Genomic DNA, 18,636 nt, shown 5'->3' on the forward strand with positions numbered 1-18,636 from the left:
CTCGCGCCGTTCCGGCCTCTCGCTCCGCCGGTGCAGGCCGAGCCGAGGTACCGACCGGGGGAGTTCCGTGGGTTTCCTGTCACGTCTCAACGAGAACCGCCGCGCCGTGGCGTCGGTGAGCACCGTGTCGGTGTTCTCGACCGCCGTCGTGGGGCTGGCCCTGTGGTACGAGGGCGAGGCCACGGCCGACGTGGAGCTGAACGACTCGGGCGTGTGGGTGACGAAGACGTCGTCCGGGCAGCTGGGCCGGTTCAACTCCGAGTCGCAGGCGATCGACGGCGTGCTCGTGGCGGGATCGGCGTCGTTCGACGTGCAGCAGGACGAGGGTCGGGTGCTGCTGGACGACGACGGGACGGGCACGGCGTCTCCGGTCGACGTCGCGCACCTGTCGCTCGCCGGGCAGGTGCGCGTGCCGGCGGGCGCCCAGGTCGCGTCGGGCGGGGCGACGACGGCGGTCCTCGACGGCGAGGAGGGTCTGCTGTGGGTCCTGCCGTTCGACGGCGCGTCCTCGTTCGACCCGGAGGAGATGGATCCGGTCGCGGAGCTCGAGGGTGACGGTGCGCTGACGGTCGCGGGCGACGGCACGGTGTTCGTCGCGGTCCCGTCGACCGGGACGCTGTGGACCGTGGAGACGTCCGGCAAGGGCGTGGTCGAGGGGGCGCCCGGCACCGCGACCCTCCCGGTGAGCCACGGTGCGGACCTCGCGGTGACCGCCGTCGGCGACCAGCCCGTCGTCCTCGACCGCTCGGCGTCGACGCTCGTGCTCCCGGGCGGGAAGACCGTCCCGGTCGAGGGCGGCGACGGCGCGCGGCTGCAGCAGTCGTCCGCGGCGTCGGACGACGTGGTCGTCGCGACGGCGGCGGGGCTCGTCACCCAACCGCTCGACGGTGGCGACGCGCTGACGCGCGCGGCGCAGGGATCGCCGTCGGCTCCCGTCCAGCTCGACGGCTGCACGTACGGCGCGTGGGGCTCCACCGGGCAGGTGGTCCGCGACTGCGCCGGGACGGACCGCGACCTCGACAAGCGGCTCGAGGGCGTGGATCCGCAGGCGCGCCTGGAGTACCGGGTGAACCGGCACGTCGTGGTGCTCAACGACCTGGCGGCCGGGACGCTGTGGATGGCGGCGGACGAGTACGAGAAGGTCGACGACTGGGACGTGCAGATCCCGGAGGAGGCCGAGGGCGAGGAGTCCGACGCCGAGCTCACGAACCCGGAGCAGGTGGACCAGTTCATCGCGGACCGGTCGCAGCCGAACAAGCCGCCGCAGCCGAAGGACGACGTGTTCGGGGTCCGACCCGGCCGCACGACGATCCTCCCGGTGCTCGCGAACGACGTCGACCCGGACGGCGACGTCATGACGGCGAGCGTGGCGGGCGACGGACCGGACGGTGTGACGGTCGAGCAGATCCTCGGCGGTGCCGCCCTGCAGGCGGTCGTGCCCGAGGACGCCGAGGGCACGCGCGGCTTCCGGTACGCGGTCTCCGACGGTCGCGGCGGGACGGCGGAGGCCGGGGTCTCGCTGAGGGTCTCCCCCTGGGACGAGAACGAGATCCCCGAGCAGACCGGCGACCCGGTGCTCAAGGTCGCGCAGGGCGGGACCGCCACGATCAAGGTGCTGCCCTTCTTCAAGGACCCCGACGGCGACGACCTGTACCTCGCCTCGGCGGACGCGACGGTGGCGGGCGACGACGTCCGCTCGCGGCCCGACGGGACCGTCGAGCTCCGCGACGGCGGCGGGTCGACCGGTCGAAAGATCGTCACGCTCGCGGTCGCCGACGGCCTGGGCGGCATCGCGGAGGGCAAGCTCCTCGTCGACGTGGTCGCGGGCCCGCAGCCGCCCATCGCGGTGAACGACCACGTGGTCGTGCCGGCCGGGCAGTCCGTCACCGTCGAGCCGCTGCGCAACGACAGCGACCCGAACTCGGACGCCCTCCGCCTGACGACCGTCTCGGAGCACGACCGCGCGCTCGTCACGCCGAACCTCGACGCCGGGACCTTCGCGTTCGTGGCGGACGAGCCCGGCTCGTACGACCTCACCTACCAGGTGACCGACGGTCCGGGTGTCACGACGGGCCTCGTCCGCGTCGACGTCCTGCCCTCGGAAGCCGCGAGCGGCCCGCCGATCGTCGTCGCCGACACCGCGCTGCTCCCCACCGGCGGCACGACGCTCGTCGACGTCCTCGCGAACGACACCGACCCGGCGGGCGGGGTCCTCGTGGTGCAGTCCGTCACGGTGCCCGACGACGCGGGCGTGTCGGTCGCCGTGCTGGCCCACCAGATGCTGCGGATCACCGAGATCCGCCGCCTGGACGGCCCGGTGACGGTCGAGTACACGGTCTCGAACGGGACGCAGACGTCGACCGGGCAGGTGCGCGTCGTCGCCGTGCCCGCGCCGACGAAGCTGCAGCCGCCGAACGCCGTCGCCGACGAGGTCATGGTGCACACGGGGGACGTCGTGACAATCCCCGTGCTGAAGAACGACACCCACCCGGACGGTCTCGAGCTGTTCCTACAGCCCGAGCTCGAGCAGGACGTCGACCCGACGCTGGGCGAGGCGTTCGTCTCCGAGGACACCCTCCGCTTCCGGGCAGGGTCCGAGGCCGGGACCGCGCACGCGATCTACCGCGTGCGCGACGCCAACGGCCAGGAGGACTCCGCCCAGGTCACGATCCGCATCCGCGACGACGAGGACAACGAGCCGCCGCAGCCCCGCGACATCGAGGCCCGCGTCCTGTCCGGCGCGGCCGTGCGGGTTGACGTCCCCCTCCTCGGGATCGACCCCGACGGCGACTCGGTCCAGGTCACGGGCGTGGCCTCGGCGCCGAGCAAGGGCACCGCACGAGTGGTCGACGGGAGCCTCGAGTACACGGCGTCGAAGAGCTCGACCGGGCTCGACACGTTCACGTACTCGGTGCTCGACGCCCGCGGCGCGACCGCGACGGGGACCGTGCGCGTCGGCATCTCCCGGCCGGCAGAGACCAACCAGGCCCCGGTCGCCGTCGACGACGAGATCACGGTCCGGCCCGACCGGACGGTCTCGGTCGCGGCGCTGCGCAACGACACCGACCCCGACGGCGACCAGGTCGCCCTCGTCCCGGCCGCCGTCGAGGACGAGCACGGCCTGGACGCCGAGGTCGTCGCCGACCGCATCGTCATCACGTCACCGGCGGACGACGGCGCCTACACGTTCTACTACGGCATCCAGGACACCTACGGCGCGCGCGCCACCGGCGCGATCACCGTGAACGTGGCCGCCGACGCACCCCTGCTGCCCCCCGTCGCGCGCGACGACGCGGTCCAGGTCGAGGAGATCCTCGGCGAGAGCGAGGTCGTCGTCCCCGTGCTGGACAACGACGAGGACCCCGACGGCGCCGCGACGGAGCTCGACGTGTCGACCGACGCGCAGACCGCGACCGTGAGCGAGGACGGCGACCTCGTCGTGACCCTCACCGAGCAGCGGCAGGTGCTCACCTACACCGTGACCGACGTCGACGGTCTCACCGCCAAGGCGTTCGTCAAGGTCCCCGGCCTGACCGACCAGGTCCCGACGCTGCGTCCGGGTACGTCCCTCGAGGTCGTCGCCGGTCAGTCCCTCGACATCGACATCACCGAGCACGTGCTGGTGGTCGAGGGCCGCACGCCGCGCCTGACGACCGAGGAGACGGTCAAGGCCACGGAGGGCTCGCGCGAGGTCACGTCGGTCACGCAGATCACCTACACCCCGAGCCCGGAGTACCACGGCCCGGCGTCGGTCACGTTCGAGGTCACCGACGGTTCGGGTCCGGACGACCCCGACGGCAACGTCGCGCTGCTCACGCTCCCGATCACCGTGCTGCCGCCGGAGAACCTCCCGCCGGAGCTGCGCGACGCGACCCTCGAGGTCGCGGCGGGTGAGGAGGCGTCCGCCGACCTCGCCCGGTTCGCGACCGACCCCGACGGCGACACCCTGTCGTTCGAGGCGTCGCCGCCGGGCCAGGGGATCACCGTCACGGTGGAGGGTTCGACGCTGCATGCCCAGGCCACGCCCGAGGTCCCCCAGGGCACGGTCGTGGAGGTCCCGATCACCGTGTCCGACGAGAACAACCCGCCCGTCGCCACGCGGGCGCGTCTCACGGTGGTGGCGTCCACCCGCCCGCTGGCGCGCGCGAACGACGACGCCGTCGCCGACGCGCACCAGGGCAAGGAGACCACGGTCGACGTCCTGGCGAACGACTCCAACCCCTTCCCCGACACCCCGCTCACGCTGCTCGACGCGGTGATCGAGACCGGTCAGGGCACTCCGCCCGTCGTCCGTGGGGACTCCGTCGTCGTGACGCCCCGCGAGGACTTCGTCGGGGTCATGGTCGTGCGCTACCGCGTGCAGGACGCGACGAAGGACCCCGACCGCGAGGTCGAGGGCCGCGTCCAGCTCACCGTGCTCGGCAAGCCCGAGGCACCGCCGACCCCGCAGGTCGAGGAGGTCCGCTCCGAGACCGTCGTGCTGTCCTGGGACCCGCCGAACAACAACGGCGCCGAGATCACCGGCTACACCGTGCGCTCCCAGAACGGGTACGAGAAGCAGTGCGGGACGACCACCTGCACCCTGGACGGGCTGACGAACGACGTCGAGTACACGTTCACCGTGTTCGCGACCAACGCCGTCGACGACGGACCCGCCTCCCCACCCTCGGCCGTCGCGCGCCCCGACGAGAAGCCCGACCCGCCCGCCGCGCCCACGCTCGAGTTCGGCGACGAGTCCCTCACCGTCACGTGGAAGAACGCGACCTACACCGACCGGTCCGCGATCGAGTGCGTCAACCTGCGCATCTCGCCGGCCCCCGCCGGCGGCGCGACCGACAAGACGTGCCTGACCGAGACCACCACCACGTGGGAGGGCCTGACCAACGGCCAGGCCTACACCGTCCAGATCCAGGCCGAGAACCGCGCCCCCGACCCGTCCGAGTGGGGCGAGCCGTCCGCGTCCGAGACCCCCGCGGGCAAGCCCGCCGCGCCCGCCGCGCCCACCGCGCGACGCGCGTCGATCGGCGCGACATCGCAGATGGAGGTCTCCTGGACCGCTCCCGACCCGAACGGTGCCGCGATCTCGCAGTACACGGTCGACGTGCTCCAGGGCGGTTCCGTCGTGCGGGAGGTGACCGCGGGCGGCGGTGCGACGAGCACGACCGTCGGCCTGCCCGCCGACACCACCGGCTACACGTTCCGCGTCCGGGCGCACAACAAGGCCACCGACAAGTTCGGCGACGCCGAGTCCTCCCCCGCGTCCAACCCGGTCCGCGCGTTCGCCGCTCCCGGCGCCGTCTCGGGTCTCAGCGCACGCGCCACAGGGTCGGACGGGCAGGTCCAGCTCTCCTTCGGCGCGGCGACCGGCAGCGGCGTGCGCGCCGACGAGATCCGGTACCAGTACGACGCGGGCGGCGGCTGGGCCGCCCTCGGCGGGGACAAGGTCGTCGGTGGCCTGACCGACGGCCGCGAGGCGACGATCCAGGTCCGCGCGGTCGCCGGTGTCGACGGCGCGAACGAGCCGGGACCCGCGTCGAGCGCCTCGGCCACCCCGTACGGACCGATCCCCGCGCCGGCCCTGACGGTGACCGGTGGCGACCGTGCGATCACCTACAGCTGGTCGACGTCGGACAACGGTCGCCCGTACACCACGTCGGTCACCGGTGCCGTGAGCTCCAACAACGCGTCCGGGGCCGGGACGCTGAGCGTCGGCTACTCGGAGACCCGGGAGATCTGCGTGACCGTCACGCCGACCGAGGGCGCGGCGAACCAGACCTGCCGGAGCGCGACGTCCGACAAGAAGCCCGAGCCCGTCCTCCAGGCGTACAAGGGATCGAACTACCCCTCCGTCACGTGCATCCACTCGTCGTGCGCGATCGTCGACCTGTCGATCTCCGGTGCCGAGCCCAACACGTCGTTCACCGCGTCGTGCTGGACGAGCGAGGGCGGTGGGCACCAGTTCGAGGGGACGCGCACCTACGACCGCGACCGCAACGGCAACCCGCTGCGGACGGATGCGAACGGCAACTTCGCCCGCGCGCCCATGTGGTGCCACTACGGGATGCCGGGCGCCCAGGTCTGGATCAAGACCAGCGCCTTCGGCGACTCGCGCAGCGTGACCTGGGGCTGATCCCCTCAGCCGTGCCGGCGGAACCACCGCCGGCGCGGCGGCTCGCTCGGCGTGCCGGAACCCGCCGCCGCGGCCGAGGTCTCGGCCACGGCGGCGGGCTCCGCAGCAGCCGGCTGGACTGCCCTGGCCTCGGCGGCCGTGGGCTCCTCGGCGGCGTCGGCCTCGGCGGCCGTGGGCTCGGCAGCGGGCTCGCCGGCGGGTCGCGCCGTCGCCTGGATCTGCGTGATCCGGGCGGAGTCGTCGAACGCCACGGTCACCGCACCGCCCGGGACGACGAGCGCGACCGACCCGTCGTCGCCCGGCTCGACGGCGAGCCCCCTGCCGTCCGCGTAGGCGAGCACCGCCCGGCGGTGGTCGGCGACCGTCACGGTCAGCAGCCCCTCGCTCAGCGAGCGCACGACGCGCGGCACGGTCGGCGGGGGCAGCTCGAGCGTCGGGTGCTCGAGGAGGAACCAGGCGCGCGTGCCGCTCCGGACCGGCGCGCTGTAGTGCGCGAACGACCCCGTCGTCGTCTTGGCCGCGAGGGTGAGCCGGTGCGGCAGCTCCCCGGACAGCGAGAGCTCGGCGGTCGTCGTCTCCGGCAGGCCGGTACCCCGCGTCTTCTCCGCGGCCACGAGGACCGCGTCGGGGAAGCCGTTGACGTTCTGCCAGGCCCACAGCCACGTCCCGGGTCCGGAGGCGGACGTCCCGAGGAGCTGCAGCCGGCACTCGGTGGTGACGCCGGTGGTCGACGTGAAGGTGAACGTGCCCGTCGACAGGTCGGCGTGCCACGCGTCGTCTCCGTAGAGGTCTGCGAGGTGCAGCTGGTGCTCGTGGGACAGGAACGCGGCGTCGTCGACGAGATCCTGGAGGACGGGCGGCTCGGTCATGGATCGAACGTAGCCCCGTCCGGTGCACCCCGGGGGGCAGCGACACGGGGCCGCGCCGACCTCGGCGGCCGGGGTCAGGCCGCGAGGAGGGACCGGTGCCGCGCGACGCGTGCGGACACGGCGCGACCGGGCCGCTCGCCGCGCGCTCGCGTCGCCAGGACGGCGCGCTCCGGCGGTCTCGCCCCGGCGGACGACAGGACCAGCACCGGACCGACGGGACGCAGCTCCTCTCCCGTCCGCGCGACGAGGTCGACGAGCCGGATGCCGAGCGCCGCGCACACGGCCGCGAGGACCTCCGACGACGCCTCCTTGCGCCCGCGCTCGACCTCCGACAGGTACGCCGTCGAGACCCGCGCCGCGGTGGCGACGTCGACGAGCGTGCGCCCCTGCGCGAGCCGCGCGCGACGCAGGATCCCGCCCATCACGTGGCGCAGGAGCGGCTCGGCACGCCGCGTCGCCCCCGGCCGTGACGTGGCTGCGTGCCCGGTCGCGACCGCCTGTCCGTCCATGCCGGTCACGCTACCCGCGCCCCGGTCCGGTCGTCGCCGGGCCGGGGCGCGGATCTGCTGTCGGCGTAAGGCTCACCAGTCCTCGAGCGTGTGCGCCATCTGCCAGAACCGGATCTCGTGCCGGCAGCTCAGCTCGAACGCGCGCTCCATGCGGGCGCGCTCTGCCTCCCCGGCGTCGGCGGCCAGGGCGTCGAGGCGCGCCCGCAGGTCGGCGAGCACGTCCTCGGTGCGCTCCGCCGCGTAGAACTCCCACCACCCCGCGAGCGGGTGGTCGGCGGCGATCGCACCCGGCGTCGTCGCGCGCTCGTCGAGCCAGAAGCGCCGCGCCGACCAGATGTACGTCCACGGGCACGGGAGCAGCGCGGCGAGCAGCACGCCGAGGGAGTCGCGACCCGCGGCGAGCATGTGGTCGACGTACGCCTGCGCGCTCGGCGCGAGCCGCGAGACCTGCGCGTCCTCGTAGCGCACGCCCAGGAAGTCGCACATCGCGTGGTGGGCGTGGGACTCGTCGTCGAGCAGGAAGCCCGCCTTGCCGTGGAACCACGCCGCCCACGCACGGTCGGGGGCGAGCGCCATGCCGAGCCCGTAGCAGCGCAGGTAGGCCGTCAGGTACTGGTGGTCCTGGCCCACGTAGTGCCGGATGGCGGCCGGCTCGACCGTGCCGTCCCGGAGCCCGGCGAGGAACGGGTGGTCGTAGAACTCGGCGAACAGGTGCGCGTACCGGCGGCCGAGGCCGGCGGTGAAGCCGCCCTCCTCGTCCGCGACGAGAACGCCGGCGCCCTCGATGGTGGGGGTGGTCAGGGTGGTGATGGCAGACGTCGTCATGCCCACGTTCCTCCGCTCGTGCTAGCGAGATCAGGTTCGACGGGTCCGGGCGGCCTCACCGCTCGTCTCAGTCCCTCGACCCGGGACTCGCCCGGGCGGGACACCCCGCGTGGTTCGTCGGCACCCTAGCAGGCCCCTCGCCTGCGGCGCGGGAGCATCCCGCCGCGCGGGAGCGCCCCTCCGGGTCGACCATGGACGCATGTTCCGGAGCCTCTTCCCGATCCTCACGGTGGCCGACGTCGAGCGGTCCCTCGGCTTCTACCGCGACCTCCTGCGGGGCACGGTGGAGTACGCGTTCCCCGACGACGGCACGCCCGTGTACGTGAACGTGCACGTGGGCGGGTCCCCGCTCGGGATCGGCCTCGCCGACGAGGCGGACGTCCGCGGCGGCGCGACGCTGTGGGTGTACGTCGACGACTGCGACCGCGCCGTCGAGCACCTCGCCGCCGCGGGGGTGACGGTCGTGCAGCCGCCGGCGGACCAGCCCTGGGGCGAGCGCGTCGCACGCGTGCAGGACCCCGACGGCAACGTCGTGGTCCTCGGCCAGGAGGCCGCGCCGCCCGCGGAGCCGGACGGGCCGACTGGCCTCTCCTGAGGGTGCCCCCACCGGGACTCGAACCCGGAACATGCCGGGTTTAAGCCGGCCGCCTCTGCCAGTTGGGCCATGGGGGCGCGCCCCGAATCTACCCGGTGCGCGACGAGGGGCGAGCCGCACGCGCGGCTCGCCCCTCGTCGTCGGGCAGGGTGCCGGGGCTCGCCCGGGACCGGTCAGGAGGCCTTGGCCGCCGGCGTCCTGGAGTCCGAGTCGATCGTCCCCGCACCCGACTCGGCCGCGGCGGCGGAACCCTGCGCGGACTGCTTCACGGGCTCGCCGTCCTTCTTCGGCGGCACGGACGCGGTGCGGAACTCGGCGCGCGGGTCGTGCAGCGAGCCGAGCGACACGAGCTCGCGACCCATGAGGAACTGGCCCATCCAGCCGATAAAGATGCGGATCTTGCGGTTGCCCGTCGGCATCGCCATGACGTGGTACGCGCGGTGCATGAGCCACGCGAGCACGCCGCGCAGCTTGAACACGCCGAACAGCTCCGCGACACCCTTGTACAAGCCGAGCGACGCGACCGTACCGACGTTCTTGTGGCGGTACTCGACCGGCGGCTCGCTGTGCAGCTCGAGCGCGAGGTTGTCCGCGAGGCGCGTCGCCTCACGGATCGCGTGCTGGGCGTTCGGGGGGCAGAACTTGCCCGGGTTGAGCACGTCGGGCACCGCGGCGCAGTCGCCCGCGGCCCAGGCGTTCGGCACGACCTCGCCCTCGGCGTCCGCGACCTGCAGGGTCGGGAGGACCATGACGCGGCCCAGCTTGTCGACGGGGAGGTCCGAGGCCTCCTTGATGACCGGGTTCGCCTTGACGCCCGCGGTCCACACGATCGTGTCCGAGTCGAACTCCACGCCCGTCGACGTGACGACGTGGCCGTCGACGCACGAGGACAGGAACGTGTTGAGGTGGAACTCGATGCCGCGCTTCTTCATCTCCTCGAGCGCGTACTCCGCCATGGGCTCGCTCAGCTCCGGCAGGATGCGGCCCGCGCCCTCGATCATCACGAAGCGCAGGTCGCGCTCCTCGATCGTCGCGTAGCCGCGCGTCGCGTGCCGCGCCATGTCCTCGATCTCCGCGATCGCCTCGACGCCCGCGAACCCACCGCCGACGAACGTGAACGTCAGCATGCGGCGACGCAGCTCGGCGTCCCACGTGGACGACGCGACGTCCATCCGGTTGATGACGTGGTTGCGGACCGCGATGGCCTCCTCCACGTTCTTGAAGCCGATCGCGTTCTCCGCGAGACCCGGGATGGGCAGCGTGCGCGAGACGGAGCCGAGGCCGACGATCAGGTGGTCGTACGTGACCGAGTAGTCGTCGCCCTCCTCCGGGCGGATCGTCACGCTGCGGTTCCCGTGGTCGATCCCGACGACCTTGCCCTGCAGGACGTCCACGCCCTTGAGCGCGCGGCGGTGCGGTGCGACGACGTCGCGCGCGTCGATCGACCCGGCCGCAGCCTCGGGGAGGAAGGGCGCGTAGGTCATGTACGGGCGCGGGTCGACGACGACGATCGCCGCCTCGCGGCGACCGAGCTTCTTGCGCAGGCGCCGCGCGGCGTACAGACCGACGGATCCGCCACCGAGCACGACGACGCGCGGCACCTTGCGGGGCCGCGGCGAAGCGGTCTGGGCACGGCTGACCGAGGTCAGGTCATTCTGAGGCATGGTTCCAGAGTATTACTGCTCCCGGACCACGCGAGCCCGGACGTCCGCCTGACGGGCGTGATCCCGCGCACGCCGGACCGCCCAGATCGGTCGCCGCGGTCGAAATCGTGCGGAACCTGACGTGCCGAACCCCGGGTTACGCGGGCATCAGCCGGCTGATCGCCGCGCAACCCGGGGTTCGGCAGGCTCAGCCGACGGCCTCGACGACCGGCGTGGGCGTCGCCGTCGGGGGCAGGACGACGCCCGCCGGGGCGTCGGTCGCCGGGCCCTCGGTCCCCGGGGCGTCGGTCCCCGGGGCGTCGGTCCCCGGGGTGTCGGTCGCCGGGCCCTCGGTCCCCGGGGCGTCGGTACCCGGTGCGTCGGGCGACTCGGTCGCCGGGATCTCGGTGGGCGCCTTGAGGAACGGCCACGGCATGTCGCGTGTCCGGGTACCGGTCGCGGGGACCGGCCGCCCGTCGTCCTCGGCGTACTCGACGTCCTCCTCGGCGACCGCACGCAGCGGGTACACGTTCCACCGCTCGCGACCGTCGGTCGACAGCGTCGGCTGGAAGTACCACGACCCGTCGACGTCGGGGACGGCCCAGGACTGGTACGCGGCGTCGACGCCGACGGTCCGCACCGGACGGCCGCGGTCGTCGAACACCTGGACGTCGCGCACCGGGTTCCCGTCCGCGTCGTAGACGAACAGGTTCGAGACCTGGACCCCGTCGACCCACACGCCGTCCGACCCCTCGTGGACGACGCCGCCGTCGTACGACACCGGCTGCCCGCCCCACGAGCCCCCGGACGCCGCCTGCACGCCCTGCTGGTAGCCCTGCTCGTACGAGAGGCTCGCGGGACCGGCGCTCGCCGTGGCGGCGAGCGGGAACGCCAGGACCGCCGCCGCGACGGAGACGTACCGCACGGCGCGGGGCATCCAGGCGAGCGGGAGCCAGCGACCCCGCCCCCACTGGACGCTGACGACGACCGCGGCGAGCACGAACAGCCGTGCCGAGAGGTCGGGCGGCAGCACGGCGACGGCGTAGCCGCCGAACACCCAGAGGACGACCGTCGCCGCGACCCAGCCGCGCAGCACCCACCACACCGGCGTGAGCGCGCGGAAGAACTCGCGCACGGTCGCCCACTGCGGCGTCGACGTGACGGGTCGCCACAGCGAGCGCCAGCCGGACTCGAAGATCCCGCCGAGCACGATCATCCGACCCCGCAGGCCGATCCGGGGCCTCGCCGCGTGCGGCGCCGCGCGCGGCGGGAGACCTGCTGCCGTGCGCAGCTCGTGCGCGTAGTCCTCCGGCGGCCCGAAGAGGGCCACGAGGTCGAGCTCCGCGCCGTCGTGCGGGCGGGAACGGGCGTCGTCCGCCACGCCGGTCACGTCCGTCACGCCGACCGCGCCAGGCGCGCGGGTCGTCCGGGGCAGGGCGCCGGGCGCGTCGACGACGGCCTCGGCGAGGTCGGCCTCGAGCCCGTCGGCGAGCTCCTCGACCTGGTCGGGACGCAGGTCCCCGAGGTGTGCGCGGACCTGGTCGGCGTAGGCACTGACGAGGTCGTAGAAGGCGAGGCCGGCGGGCGGCCCGGCGGGCGTCGTCGTGCTCATCAGGCGGCCACCTCTCGTGTGCGCAGGATCGCGGAGACGGTGCCCGCGAACGTCTGCCACTCCTTGCGGTGCAGGTCGAGCATCGCCCGGCCCTGCGGGTTGATCCCGTAGTACTTGCGGTGCGGGCCGGCGTCGGACGGGACGACGTACGTGGTCAGCGCGCCGTTGGCGTACAGACGGCGCAGCGTCCCGTACACCGAGGCGTCGCCGACGTCCTCGAGGCCGGCGGCGCGCAGCCGGCGCACGACGTCGTACCCGTATCCGTCCTCGTCCGCGACGGCCGCGAGGACCGCGGCGTCGAGCACCCCCTTGAGCAGCTGTGTGGCGTCCACCGCATCCTCTCCCCTGTCGCTCCGTCAGCCGCGCCCGCGCGACCGTGCTGTGCACACTACCGCGCTCTCCGCAGTAGCGTGCACCGCGACACTCCGAGACACCGGCGTCGGCGTAGGTGTGTGCGGGCATACTGCTGCGGTGCCGACCACCGATGCCCCGACGGAGGCCGAGCTGCTCCAGGCACGGCTCCGCAGCCAGCGGCGCTTCCGGCGCACCGAGGCTCTGGTCGCCGTGCTGACCGTGATCGTGATCCTGGCGATCCTGCTCTCCGTGCCCGCGGGTGCGGACGATCACTCCGACGAGGTCACCCGGGCGATCGCAGGGATCATGGTCGCGATCGGCCTCCAGTGGGCCCTCATGCTGCGGCTGGGCTGGCGCGAGATCACTCGGCCGGCGAGCAGGCGCCTGGAGCGCAAGGCCCCCTTCCGCGGCTGGTGGTTCACCCCGTTCACGCCGCTCCTCGCCGTGGTGCTCGCGCTGCCGTGGGCCCTCGGTGGCGTCTTGGGTCTCGGGCTGAGCGCGGCCGGGGACCTCTGGATGCTCTTCCTCCTGTTCGTCCTGGCTGCGGGGTTCGGACTCCTCGCCGTCCCGGCCGTGCTCGTCCCGCTCGAGCTGCTCGTGCGCGGTCTCGTCACGCTGGTGCGGGCTCGCCGCCCCGCCGACAGGGAGCACGGGAAGGGCTATCTCCGGGGAGCGCTGTACATCGGGGCGCTCACGACTTTCGTGCTCGCCACCGCCGGTGGTCTCGACCTCGGGACCGGCGGACGCGCGGCCTGGGGGAAGGCCGTCCTCGCTCTGCTCGGCCTCCCGGTGGGCTACTCCGTCGAGAACCCCGTCCTCCTGTGGATCGCGCGGAGCATGCTCTACGGCCTCCTCGCCTACGTCGCCGTCGAGGCGGTCCGACGGCGACGAGCGAAGCGGGCCGCGGCCCCGTCCGACAGCACGACCGCCGAGAAGTGACCTTCCGCCCTCGATCTCCGTGATTCCAGGGCCGCAGGTCACTTCTCGGCGGGTGCACCAGGTCTCGTGGCCGTCCACAGGCCCGACGCCGCGGGGCCCTTTCCCCAGGCGACGACGCCTCCCGTGCTCGAGCAGGGCGCGAGACGCCACCCTCTCGGACCATGCACCTGCCACCCCGACCACCGTTCACGCTCGCCGAGGGTCGCGTCGTCGGCCTCTCCGACAAGGCGATGCGCCATCCGCGCTTCGCGACACCGACGCGCGGCCTCCGGCTCCCCGCGCCGCTCGCGGACGACCTCGCTCTCCGTGCACGCGCGATGCTGCGCGTCTCACCGCCTGGGTCGGCGATCAGCCACGCCACCGCGCTGCTGCTGCACGACGTCGACCTGCCGCACCCGCTCGCGACCGACGGACGCCTCCACGTGAGTGTCCCGTCGAGCGCTGTCGTCCCCCGACGGGACGGGCTCGTCAGCCACACCTTCGACGCGCCGGGCGTCCCGACGCGGATCGTGCGTGGGGTCGCGGCCGTGACGCCGGAGCACGCGTGGCGTCAGCTGGCGGCGACGCTGTCGTGCGACGAGCTCACGGTCCTCGGTGACGCCGTCGTGCGCCGTCGGCGGCCGCCGACCACCGTCGCCGCCCTGCGCCGGACCGTGCGCGACGCGCCGGCCGGGACCCGGGGCGTCACGCGGATGCGGCTCGCGCTCGAGCTGGTCCGCCCCGGGACGGACTCCCCGATGGAGTCGAGGACTCGGCTCCTGCTGGTCGCGGGTGGCCTGCCGTGCCCGCGCGTCAACGTGCCGGTCCACGACGCCGCGGGAGCGTTCGTCGCGATGCCGGACATGACGTACCCCGACGCGAAGGTTGCGATCGAGTACGACGGCGACGTGCACCGGACCGACCGGCGGACCTGGCGCCGCGACATCGCTCGCAAGCAGCGGCTCGAAGAGCTCGGGTGGCGGGTGATCGTCGTGACGGCGGACGACGTCTTCCTCCACCCGGAACGGCTGGTGCGGCGGGTCCGCGCAGCACTGCGGTCCCGACCCGCCGAGAAGTGACCTGCCGCCCCGGATCGGCCCGGATCCGGGGCGGGAACTCACTTCTCGGCGGTCGGCGTCGCCGCAGCCGGGCGGACAGATCCCGGGAGAGGTCGCGGAGCGGGGCGGTGACAGGTCGCGGGATGCGAGCCGGGTCAGGCGATCGACCAGGCGATCCCGTCGAGGATGTCGTGCTCGCTCGTCACGACGTCGGCGAGCTCGCCGCCCGCGGCGGCCACGTCGTCGCGCACCCGGGCCACGACCTCCGACCAGACGAGCGCCCCTGCGCCGATGACGTCCACGCGACCCGGGTGCATGAACCCGAGCGCGGCACGGTCGGCGCGCGTGCGGTGCAGCAGGTCGTCGCACGCGGCGAGGACCTGCTCGACGGACAGGACGGCGCCGTCGATCCGGTCGCGGTCGTACGCCGCGAGCCCGAGCGCATGGGCCGTGACGGTGGTGACGGACCCCGCGAGCCCGACGAGCGTCGCGGCCCGGCCGAGCGGCACGACGCGCGCGGCCTCGTCCAGCGCGGCGCGCACGTCGGCGCGCGACGCAGCCTCCTCCGCGGCGGTCGGCGGGTCGCTGCGCAGGTGGCGCTCCGTGAGACGCACGCAGCCGACGTCCGTCGAGTACGCGGCGTCGGGCGTCGCCGTGCCCAGCACGAGCTCCGTCGACCCGCCGCCGAGGTCCACGACCACGTACGGTCCCGGGCGCAGCCCCGCGACGGTCGACGTCGCGCCCCGGAACGACAGCGCCGCCTCCTCCTGACCGGACACGACCTCCGGCCGGACCCCGAGCGCGTCGAGGACGCCCTGGACGAACTCGTCGCGATTCTCGGCGTCGCGCGTGGCCGACGTCGCGACGAACCGCGTGCGCGTCGCACCCAGCTCGGCGATCACCGCGGCGTAGCGGCGCGCGGCGTCGAGCGTCCGCTCGAGCGCCTCGGGCGCGAGCCGCCCCGTGCGGTCCACGCCCTGCCCGAGGCGGACGACCTCCATGCGCCGGTCGAGGTCGGTCAGCGTGCCGACGACCGGGTCGACGTCCGCGACGAGGAGGCGGATCGAGTTGGTGCCGCAGTCGATCGCGGCGACGCGCGACGCGCCGTGGGCGGGAGCGGCGGAGACCGGGGAGAGGCGCTGTGCGGCGGGAGCAGGGGTGGAGCCGGATGTCATGCGACCAGCCTGCCACCCCCCGTGCCCTGCACGCGTCCCGAGATGCCCCGTCGGAGATCCCGTGCAAGGGCGAACGTCACCCTCTCAGGGCATGATGTTGCGCTGCGACGCCACTCGGCGCCCACGAGGCACGGAGGAACCATGCACGATCCCGGGGGCGCGACGCCCGCACACCGGGCGAGGCGGTCGGGACCGACGACGGACGGCGTCGACCGCGCCGACGTCGACAGACCAGCGCTGCTCGAGGCGGCCGCGCGGGCGGCGGGTCTCGGCACGTTCCAGTGGGACCTCGTCACGGGCGCGCTGCGCTGGGACGCCACCCTGCTCGACGTGTTCGGCTACGACGAGCAGACCTTCGGCGGCACGATCGACGCCTTCAACGCGCGCGTGCACCCGGACGACGTCGGTCCGGTGACCGCCGCGCTCGACCGCGCGATCGCCACGTGCGGCGTGTACGAGGCGGAGTTCCGGGTGCTGCGGCCCGACGGCACGACGCGCTGGCTGACCGCTCGCGGCCGGGCGCTCGCCGGTCCCTCGGGGACCGCCGAGCAGGTCGTCGGGGTCACGACCGACACGACGGCGCTGCGCGCGGGCGAGGAGCGGGTACAGCAGATCCTCGAGGACATGACGGTCGGCTACTACTGGCTCGACCACGAGTGGCGCTTCGGCTACGTCAACGCCGAGGCGGAGCGGATCCTCGGCAGCCCGCGCGAGCACCTGCTCGGAGGGGTGGTCTGGGACCTCTTCCCCGCGGCGTCGGGCTCGACGTTCGGGGACGGCTATCGCGAGGTCGCGCAGACCGGGGTGCCGGTCGTCTTCGACGCCTACTACCCCGCGCCCCTCGACGGCTGGTACGAGGTCCGTGCCGTCCCGGAGCGCGGCGGGGTCGCGGCGTACTTCACGGAGATCACGGAGCGTCGTCGTGCGCTCGAGCTCGCCGAGGAGGCGCAGGCGCGCTCGGCGCTCCTCGTCGCCGTCGCGGCCGACCTCGCCGAGATCCTCGACCCCGTCAAGGCTCTCGAGGCGGTGCTGCCCCACCTCGTGCCAGGCGTCGCCGACTTCGCCATCGCGAGCACTCTCGACGAGGGCCCGGCACCGTGGAAGCAGCGGCTGCACGACGTCGCGGCGCTGCATGCCGACCCCGCGCGGCAGCCGGTCCTCGACCGGTACCGGGCGCTCCGCGTGCCTGCGCTCAGTTCGACGTCGCTCATCGCGGAGACGCTCGCCGGCGCGCCGCACGCGCTCCGGTCCGGTACACCGCGCCCGGGTGACCTCGTCGAGGAGGGTCCCGCGCACGACCTGCTCGTGAGCCTCGCGCCGCACGCGTTCGTCGTCATGCCGCTGCGCGGGCGCGGACACGTGCGCGGGCTGATCACGCTCGTGCGCGGGGCCGAGCGGGGCGACTTCACCGAGTCGGACCTGACCGCGCTGCGCGACGTCATGGCGCAGATCGGCCTCGCACTCGACAACGCCCACCTCCACGCGGTCCAGCGCGACCTGGCCGAGGAGCTCCAGCGCAGCCTGCTGACACCGCTGCCCGAGCCCGATCACCTGCACCTCGTCGCCCGGTACGCGCCCGCGACCTCGGGGGCACAGCTCGGCGGCGACTGGTACGACGCCTTCCTCGTGCGCGACGGCAGCACGTGCCTCGTCATCGGCGACGTGACCGGCCACGACCTGCGTGCCGCGGTCTCGATGGCCCAGGTGCGCAACCTGCTGCGCGGCGGCGCGCACGCGGTCATCGAGCCACCGGCCGCGATCCTCGCGTCCCTCGACTGGGCCATGCACGACCTGGCCGTCGGGACCATCAGCACCGGCATCCTCGCCCGGATCGAGCAGCCGGACGAGCTCGAGGGGCAGGACCTCCGGAGGCTGCGGTGGTCGAGCGCCGGCCACCTGCCGCCCCTGCTCATCCACCCCGACGGCACGGCCGAGCTGCTGCACCGCCAGGCGGACCTGCCGCTCGGTGTGCGCCCGCACGGCCAGCGCCAGGACCACACCCGGCTCATCCGTCCCGGGTCGACCGTCCTCCTCTACACCGACGGTCTCGTCGAACGCCGCGGGGAGTCGCTGCGGGTCGGCCTCGAACGCCTGCGCAGCTGCGCCGAGAAGTTCGAGGGCCTGACCCTCGACGAGCTGTGCGACGGCCTCATCGCGGACCTCGCGCCCACGCGCGAGGACGACATCGCGCTGCTCGCGGTGCGCGCGTTCACGGAGCGGGCGCCGCGACCGGCAGAAGCCGGGCCCGAGGTGCTGCCCGAGGACCTCGTGGACCCGCTCCACCCGGGAACCTGAGGCCGCCGGGGCTCTGAGGCCGCGGGGAACGCTCGCGCTGCCGGGGTGCCGGTCAGCAGGTGCAGCGGTCGGGGCGCCAGACGTCGCGCACGCGCTCGAGCGCCTCGTCACCGAGCGGGTTGACGCCGGGGCCCGCCGCCAGCGCGTGCCCGACGAGCACGTGCAGGCACTTCACGCGCGTCGGCATGCCGCCCGCGGAGATCCCGTCGATCTCGTCGACGTGACCGAGCGCCTCGCGCTGCGCGAGGTAGTGCTCATGTGCTCCCCGGTAGGCCGCGGCCAGCTCGTCGTCCTCCGTGAGGCGGTCCGACATCTCCTTCATCACGCCGTTCGCCTCGAGGGTCGACGCCGCGGCGACCGCGCCCGGGTGCGTGAGGTAGAACGTCGTGGGGAACGGGGTGCCGTTCTCGAGCCGCGGCGCGGTCCGCACGACGAGCGGGCGACCGCACGCGCACCGTGCCGCGATGGCCACGACGCCGCGCGGCGGGCGGCCGAGCTGCTCGGCCAGCACCTCGAGGTCGTGCGGCGTCACGACGGCGTCGGGGTGGTCGGCGGGGATGGCCAGTCGGGCGTCGGTCACGGCAGGTCCTCGGGGATGGCAGCGGGGTCAGGGCATCAGGTCAGGGCGTCGTGGGCACGTGCCCGACGGCGCG

The 18,636-nt window shown here is 73.9% G+C and carries 13 protein-coding genes, 1 tRNA gene and 1 riboswitch; of the genes, 5 read left to right on the plus strand and 9 right to left on the minus strand.

Annotation, left to right across the window (positions count from 1 at the left end):
• The first annotated feature begins 67 nt into the window (after positions 1 to 67).
• Positions 68 to 6,130, plus strand: a complete 6,063-nt coding sequence (locus tag AC4H2G_RS17165) for an Ig-like domain-containing protein (protein ID WP_494366941.1) — start codon at positions 68 to 70, stop codon at positions 6,128 to 6,130.
• A gap of 5 nt (positions 6,131 to 6,135) precedes the next feature.
• On the opposite strand, the gene AC4H2G_RS17170 is transcribed toward AC4H2G_RS17165, so the two are convergent.
• From AC4H2G_RS17170 to AC4H2G_RS17180, 3 genes are all read right to left on the minus strand, one after another.
• Positions 6,136 to 6,999: a DUF6882 domain-containing protein gene (locus AC4H2G_RS17170; protein WP_494366942.1), complete on the minus strand. Its 864-nt coding sequence runs from the start codon at positions 6,997 to 6,999 to the stop codon at positions 6,136 to 6,138.
• Positions 7,000 to 7,073: 74 nt separating this feature from the next.
• Positions 7,074 to 7,508, minus strand: a complete 435-nt coding sequence (locus AC4H2G_RS17175; protein WP_494366943.1) for a helix-turn-helix domain-containing protein — start codon at positions 7,506 to 7,508, stop codon at positions 7,074 to 7,076.
• A gap of 72 nt (positions 7,509 to 7,580) precedes the next feature.
• Entirely contained in the window at positions 7,581 to 8,333 is a 753-nt protein-coding gene (locus AC4H2G_RS17180; protein WP_494366944.1) for a TenA family protein, read from the minus strand.
• A riboswitch (TPP riboswitch) is annotated at positions 8,324 to 8,451 on the minus strand. Its footprint overlaps the gene before it by 10 nt.
• A gap of 81 nt (positions 8,452 to 8,532) precedes the next feature.
• Between AC4H2G_RS17180 and AC4H2G_RS17185 the strand changes: the two genes are divergently transcribed.
• On the plus strand, positions 8,533 to 8,928 hold the full coding sequence (locus tag AC4H2G_RS17185; RefSeq protein WP_494366945.1) for a VOC family protein: 396 nt from the start codon (positions 8,533 to 8,535) through the stop codon (positions 8,926 to 8,928).
• A 3-nt stretch (positions 8,929 to 8,931) separates the two neighbouring features.
• Here the strand turns inward: AC4H2G_RS17185 and AC4H2G_RS17190 are convergent.
• The 4 genes from AC4H2G_RS17190 to AC4H2G_RS17205 form a co-directional block, all read right to left on the minus strand.
• Positions 8,932 to 9,005, minus strand: a tRNA-Leu gene (locus tag AC4H2G_RS17190).
• A 96-nt stretch (positions 9,006 to 9,101) separates the two neighbouring features.
• On the minus strand, positions 9,102 to 10,592 hold the full coding sequence (locus tag AC4H2G_RS17195; protein ID WP_494366946.1) for an NAD(P)/FAD-dependent oxidoreductase: 1,491 nt from the start codon (positions 10,590 to 10,592) through the stop codon (positions 9,102 to 9,104).
• A 187-nt stretch (positions 10,593 to 10,779) separates the two neighbouring features.
• Positions 10,780 to 12,183: a serine/threonine-protein kinase gene (locus AC4H2G_RS17200; protein WP_494366947.1), complete on the minus strand. Its 1,404-nt coding sequence runs from the start codon at positions 12,181 to 12,183 to the stop codon at positions 10,780 to 10,782.
• Positions 12,183 to 12,515, minus strand: coding sequence for a PadR family transcriptional regulator (locus tag AC4H2G_RS17205; RefSeq protein WP_435736816.1), 333 nt, complete (start codon positions 12,513 to 12,515; stop codon positions 12,183 to 12,185). The genes AC4H2G_RS17200 and AC4H2G_RS17205 overlap by 1 nt, the downstream gene beginning before the upstream one ends.
• Positions 12,516 to 12,654: 139 nt before the next feature.
• On the opposite strand from AC4H2G_RS17205, the gene AC4H2G_RS17210 reads away from it, so the two are divergent.
• Positions 12,655 to 13,476 carry a hypothetical protein gene (locus tag AC4H2G_RS17210; protein WP_494366948.1) on the plus strand — a complete coding sequence of 274 codons (822 nt, stop codon included), beginning with the start codon at positions 12,655 to 12,657 and terminating at the stop codon, positions 13,474 to 13,476.
• 161 nt (positions 13,477 to 13,637) lie between these two features.
• Positions 13,638 to 14,534 (plus strand): endonuclease domain-containing protein, encoded by an 897-nt coding sequence (locus tag AC4H2G_RS17215; protein ID WP_494366949.1) that lies wholly within the window; start codon positions 13,638 to 13,640, stop codon positions 14,532 to 14,534.
• A gap of 134 nt (positions 14,535 to 14,668) precedes the next feature.
• On the opposite strand, the gene AC4H2G_RS17220 is transcribed toward AC4H2G_RS17215, so the two are convergent.
• The gene (locus AC4H2G_RS17220; RefSeq protein WP_494366950.1) at positions 14,669 to 15,688 is read right to left on the minus strand and encodes a Ppx/GppA phosphatase family protein; all 1,020 of its coding nucleotides are present in this window, start codon (positions 15,686 to 15,688) and stop codon (positions 14,669 to 14,671) included.
• A gap of 141 nt (positions 15,689 to 15,829) precedes the next feature.
• Between AC4H2G_RS17220 and AC4H2G_RS17225 the strand changes: the two genes are divergently transcribed.
• Entirely contained in the window at positions 15,830 to 17,983 is a 2,154-nt protein-coding gene (locus AC4H2G_RS17225; RefSeq protein WP_494366951.1) for a SpoIIE family protein phosphatase, read from the plus strand.
• Between the two features lie 52 nt (positions 17,984 to 18,035).
• Here AC4H2G_RS17225 and AC4H2G_RS17230 read toward each other — a convergent pair whose 3' ends face one another.
• On the minus strand, positions 18,036 to 18,563 hold the full coding sequence (locus AC4H2G_RS17230; protein WP_494366952.1) for a DUF501 domain-containing protein: 528 nt from the start codon (positions 18,561 to 18,563) through the stop codon (positions 18,036 to 18,038).
• Positions 18,564 to 18,636 lie beyond the last annotated feature (73 nt).

Source organism: Cellulosimicrobium sp. BMG9.23 (genome assembly GCF_059159985.1).

Excerpts from the sequence above, each read along its gene's own strand:
- AC4H2G_RS17220 (WP_494366950.1), bottom strand. The coding sequence starts at position 15,688 with ATGACATCCGGCTCCACCCCTGCTCCCGCCGCACAGCGCCTCTCCCCG.
- AC4H2G_RS17195 (WP_494366946.1), bottom strand. The coding sequence starts at position 10,592 with ATGCCTCAGAATGACCTGACCTCGGTCAGCCGTGCCCAGACCGCTTCG.
- AC4H2G_RS17180 (WP_494366944.1), bottom strand. The coding sequence starts at position 8,333 with ATGACGACGTCTGCCATCACCACCCTGACCACCCCCACCATCGAGGGC.
- AC4H2G_RS17175 (WP_494366943.1), bottom strand. The coding sequence starts at position 7,508 with ATGGACGGACAGGCGGTCGCGACCGGGCACGCAGCCACGTCACGGCCG.
- AC4H2G_RS17185 (WP_494366945.1), top strand. The coding sequence starts at position 8,533 with ATGTTCCGGAGCCTCTTCCCGATCCTCACGGTGGCCGACGTCGAGCGG.
- AC4H2G_RS17215 (WP_494366949.1), top strand. The coding sequence starts at position 13,638 with ATGCACCTGCCACCCCGACCACCGTTCACGCTCGCCGAGGGTCGCGTC.
- AC4H2G_RS17170 (WP_494366942.1), bottom strand. The coding sequence starts at position 6,999 with ATGACCGAGCCGCCCGTCCTCCAGGATCTCGTCGACGACGCCGCGTTC.
- AC4H2G_RS17200 (WP_494366947.1), bottom strand. The coding sequence starts at position 12,183 with ATGAGCACGACGACGCCCGCCGGGCCGCCCGCCGGCCTCGCCTTCTAC.
- AC4H2G_RS17225 (WP_494366951.1), top strand. The coding sequence starts at position 15,830 with ATGCACGATCCCGGGGGCGCGACGCCCGCACACCGGGCGAGGCGGTCG.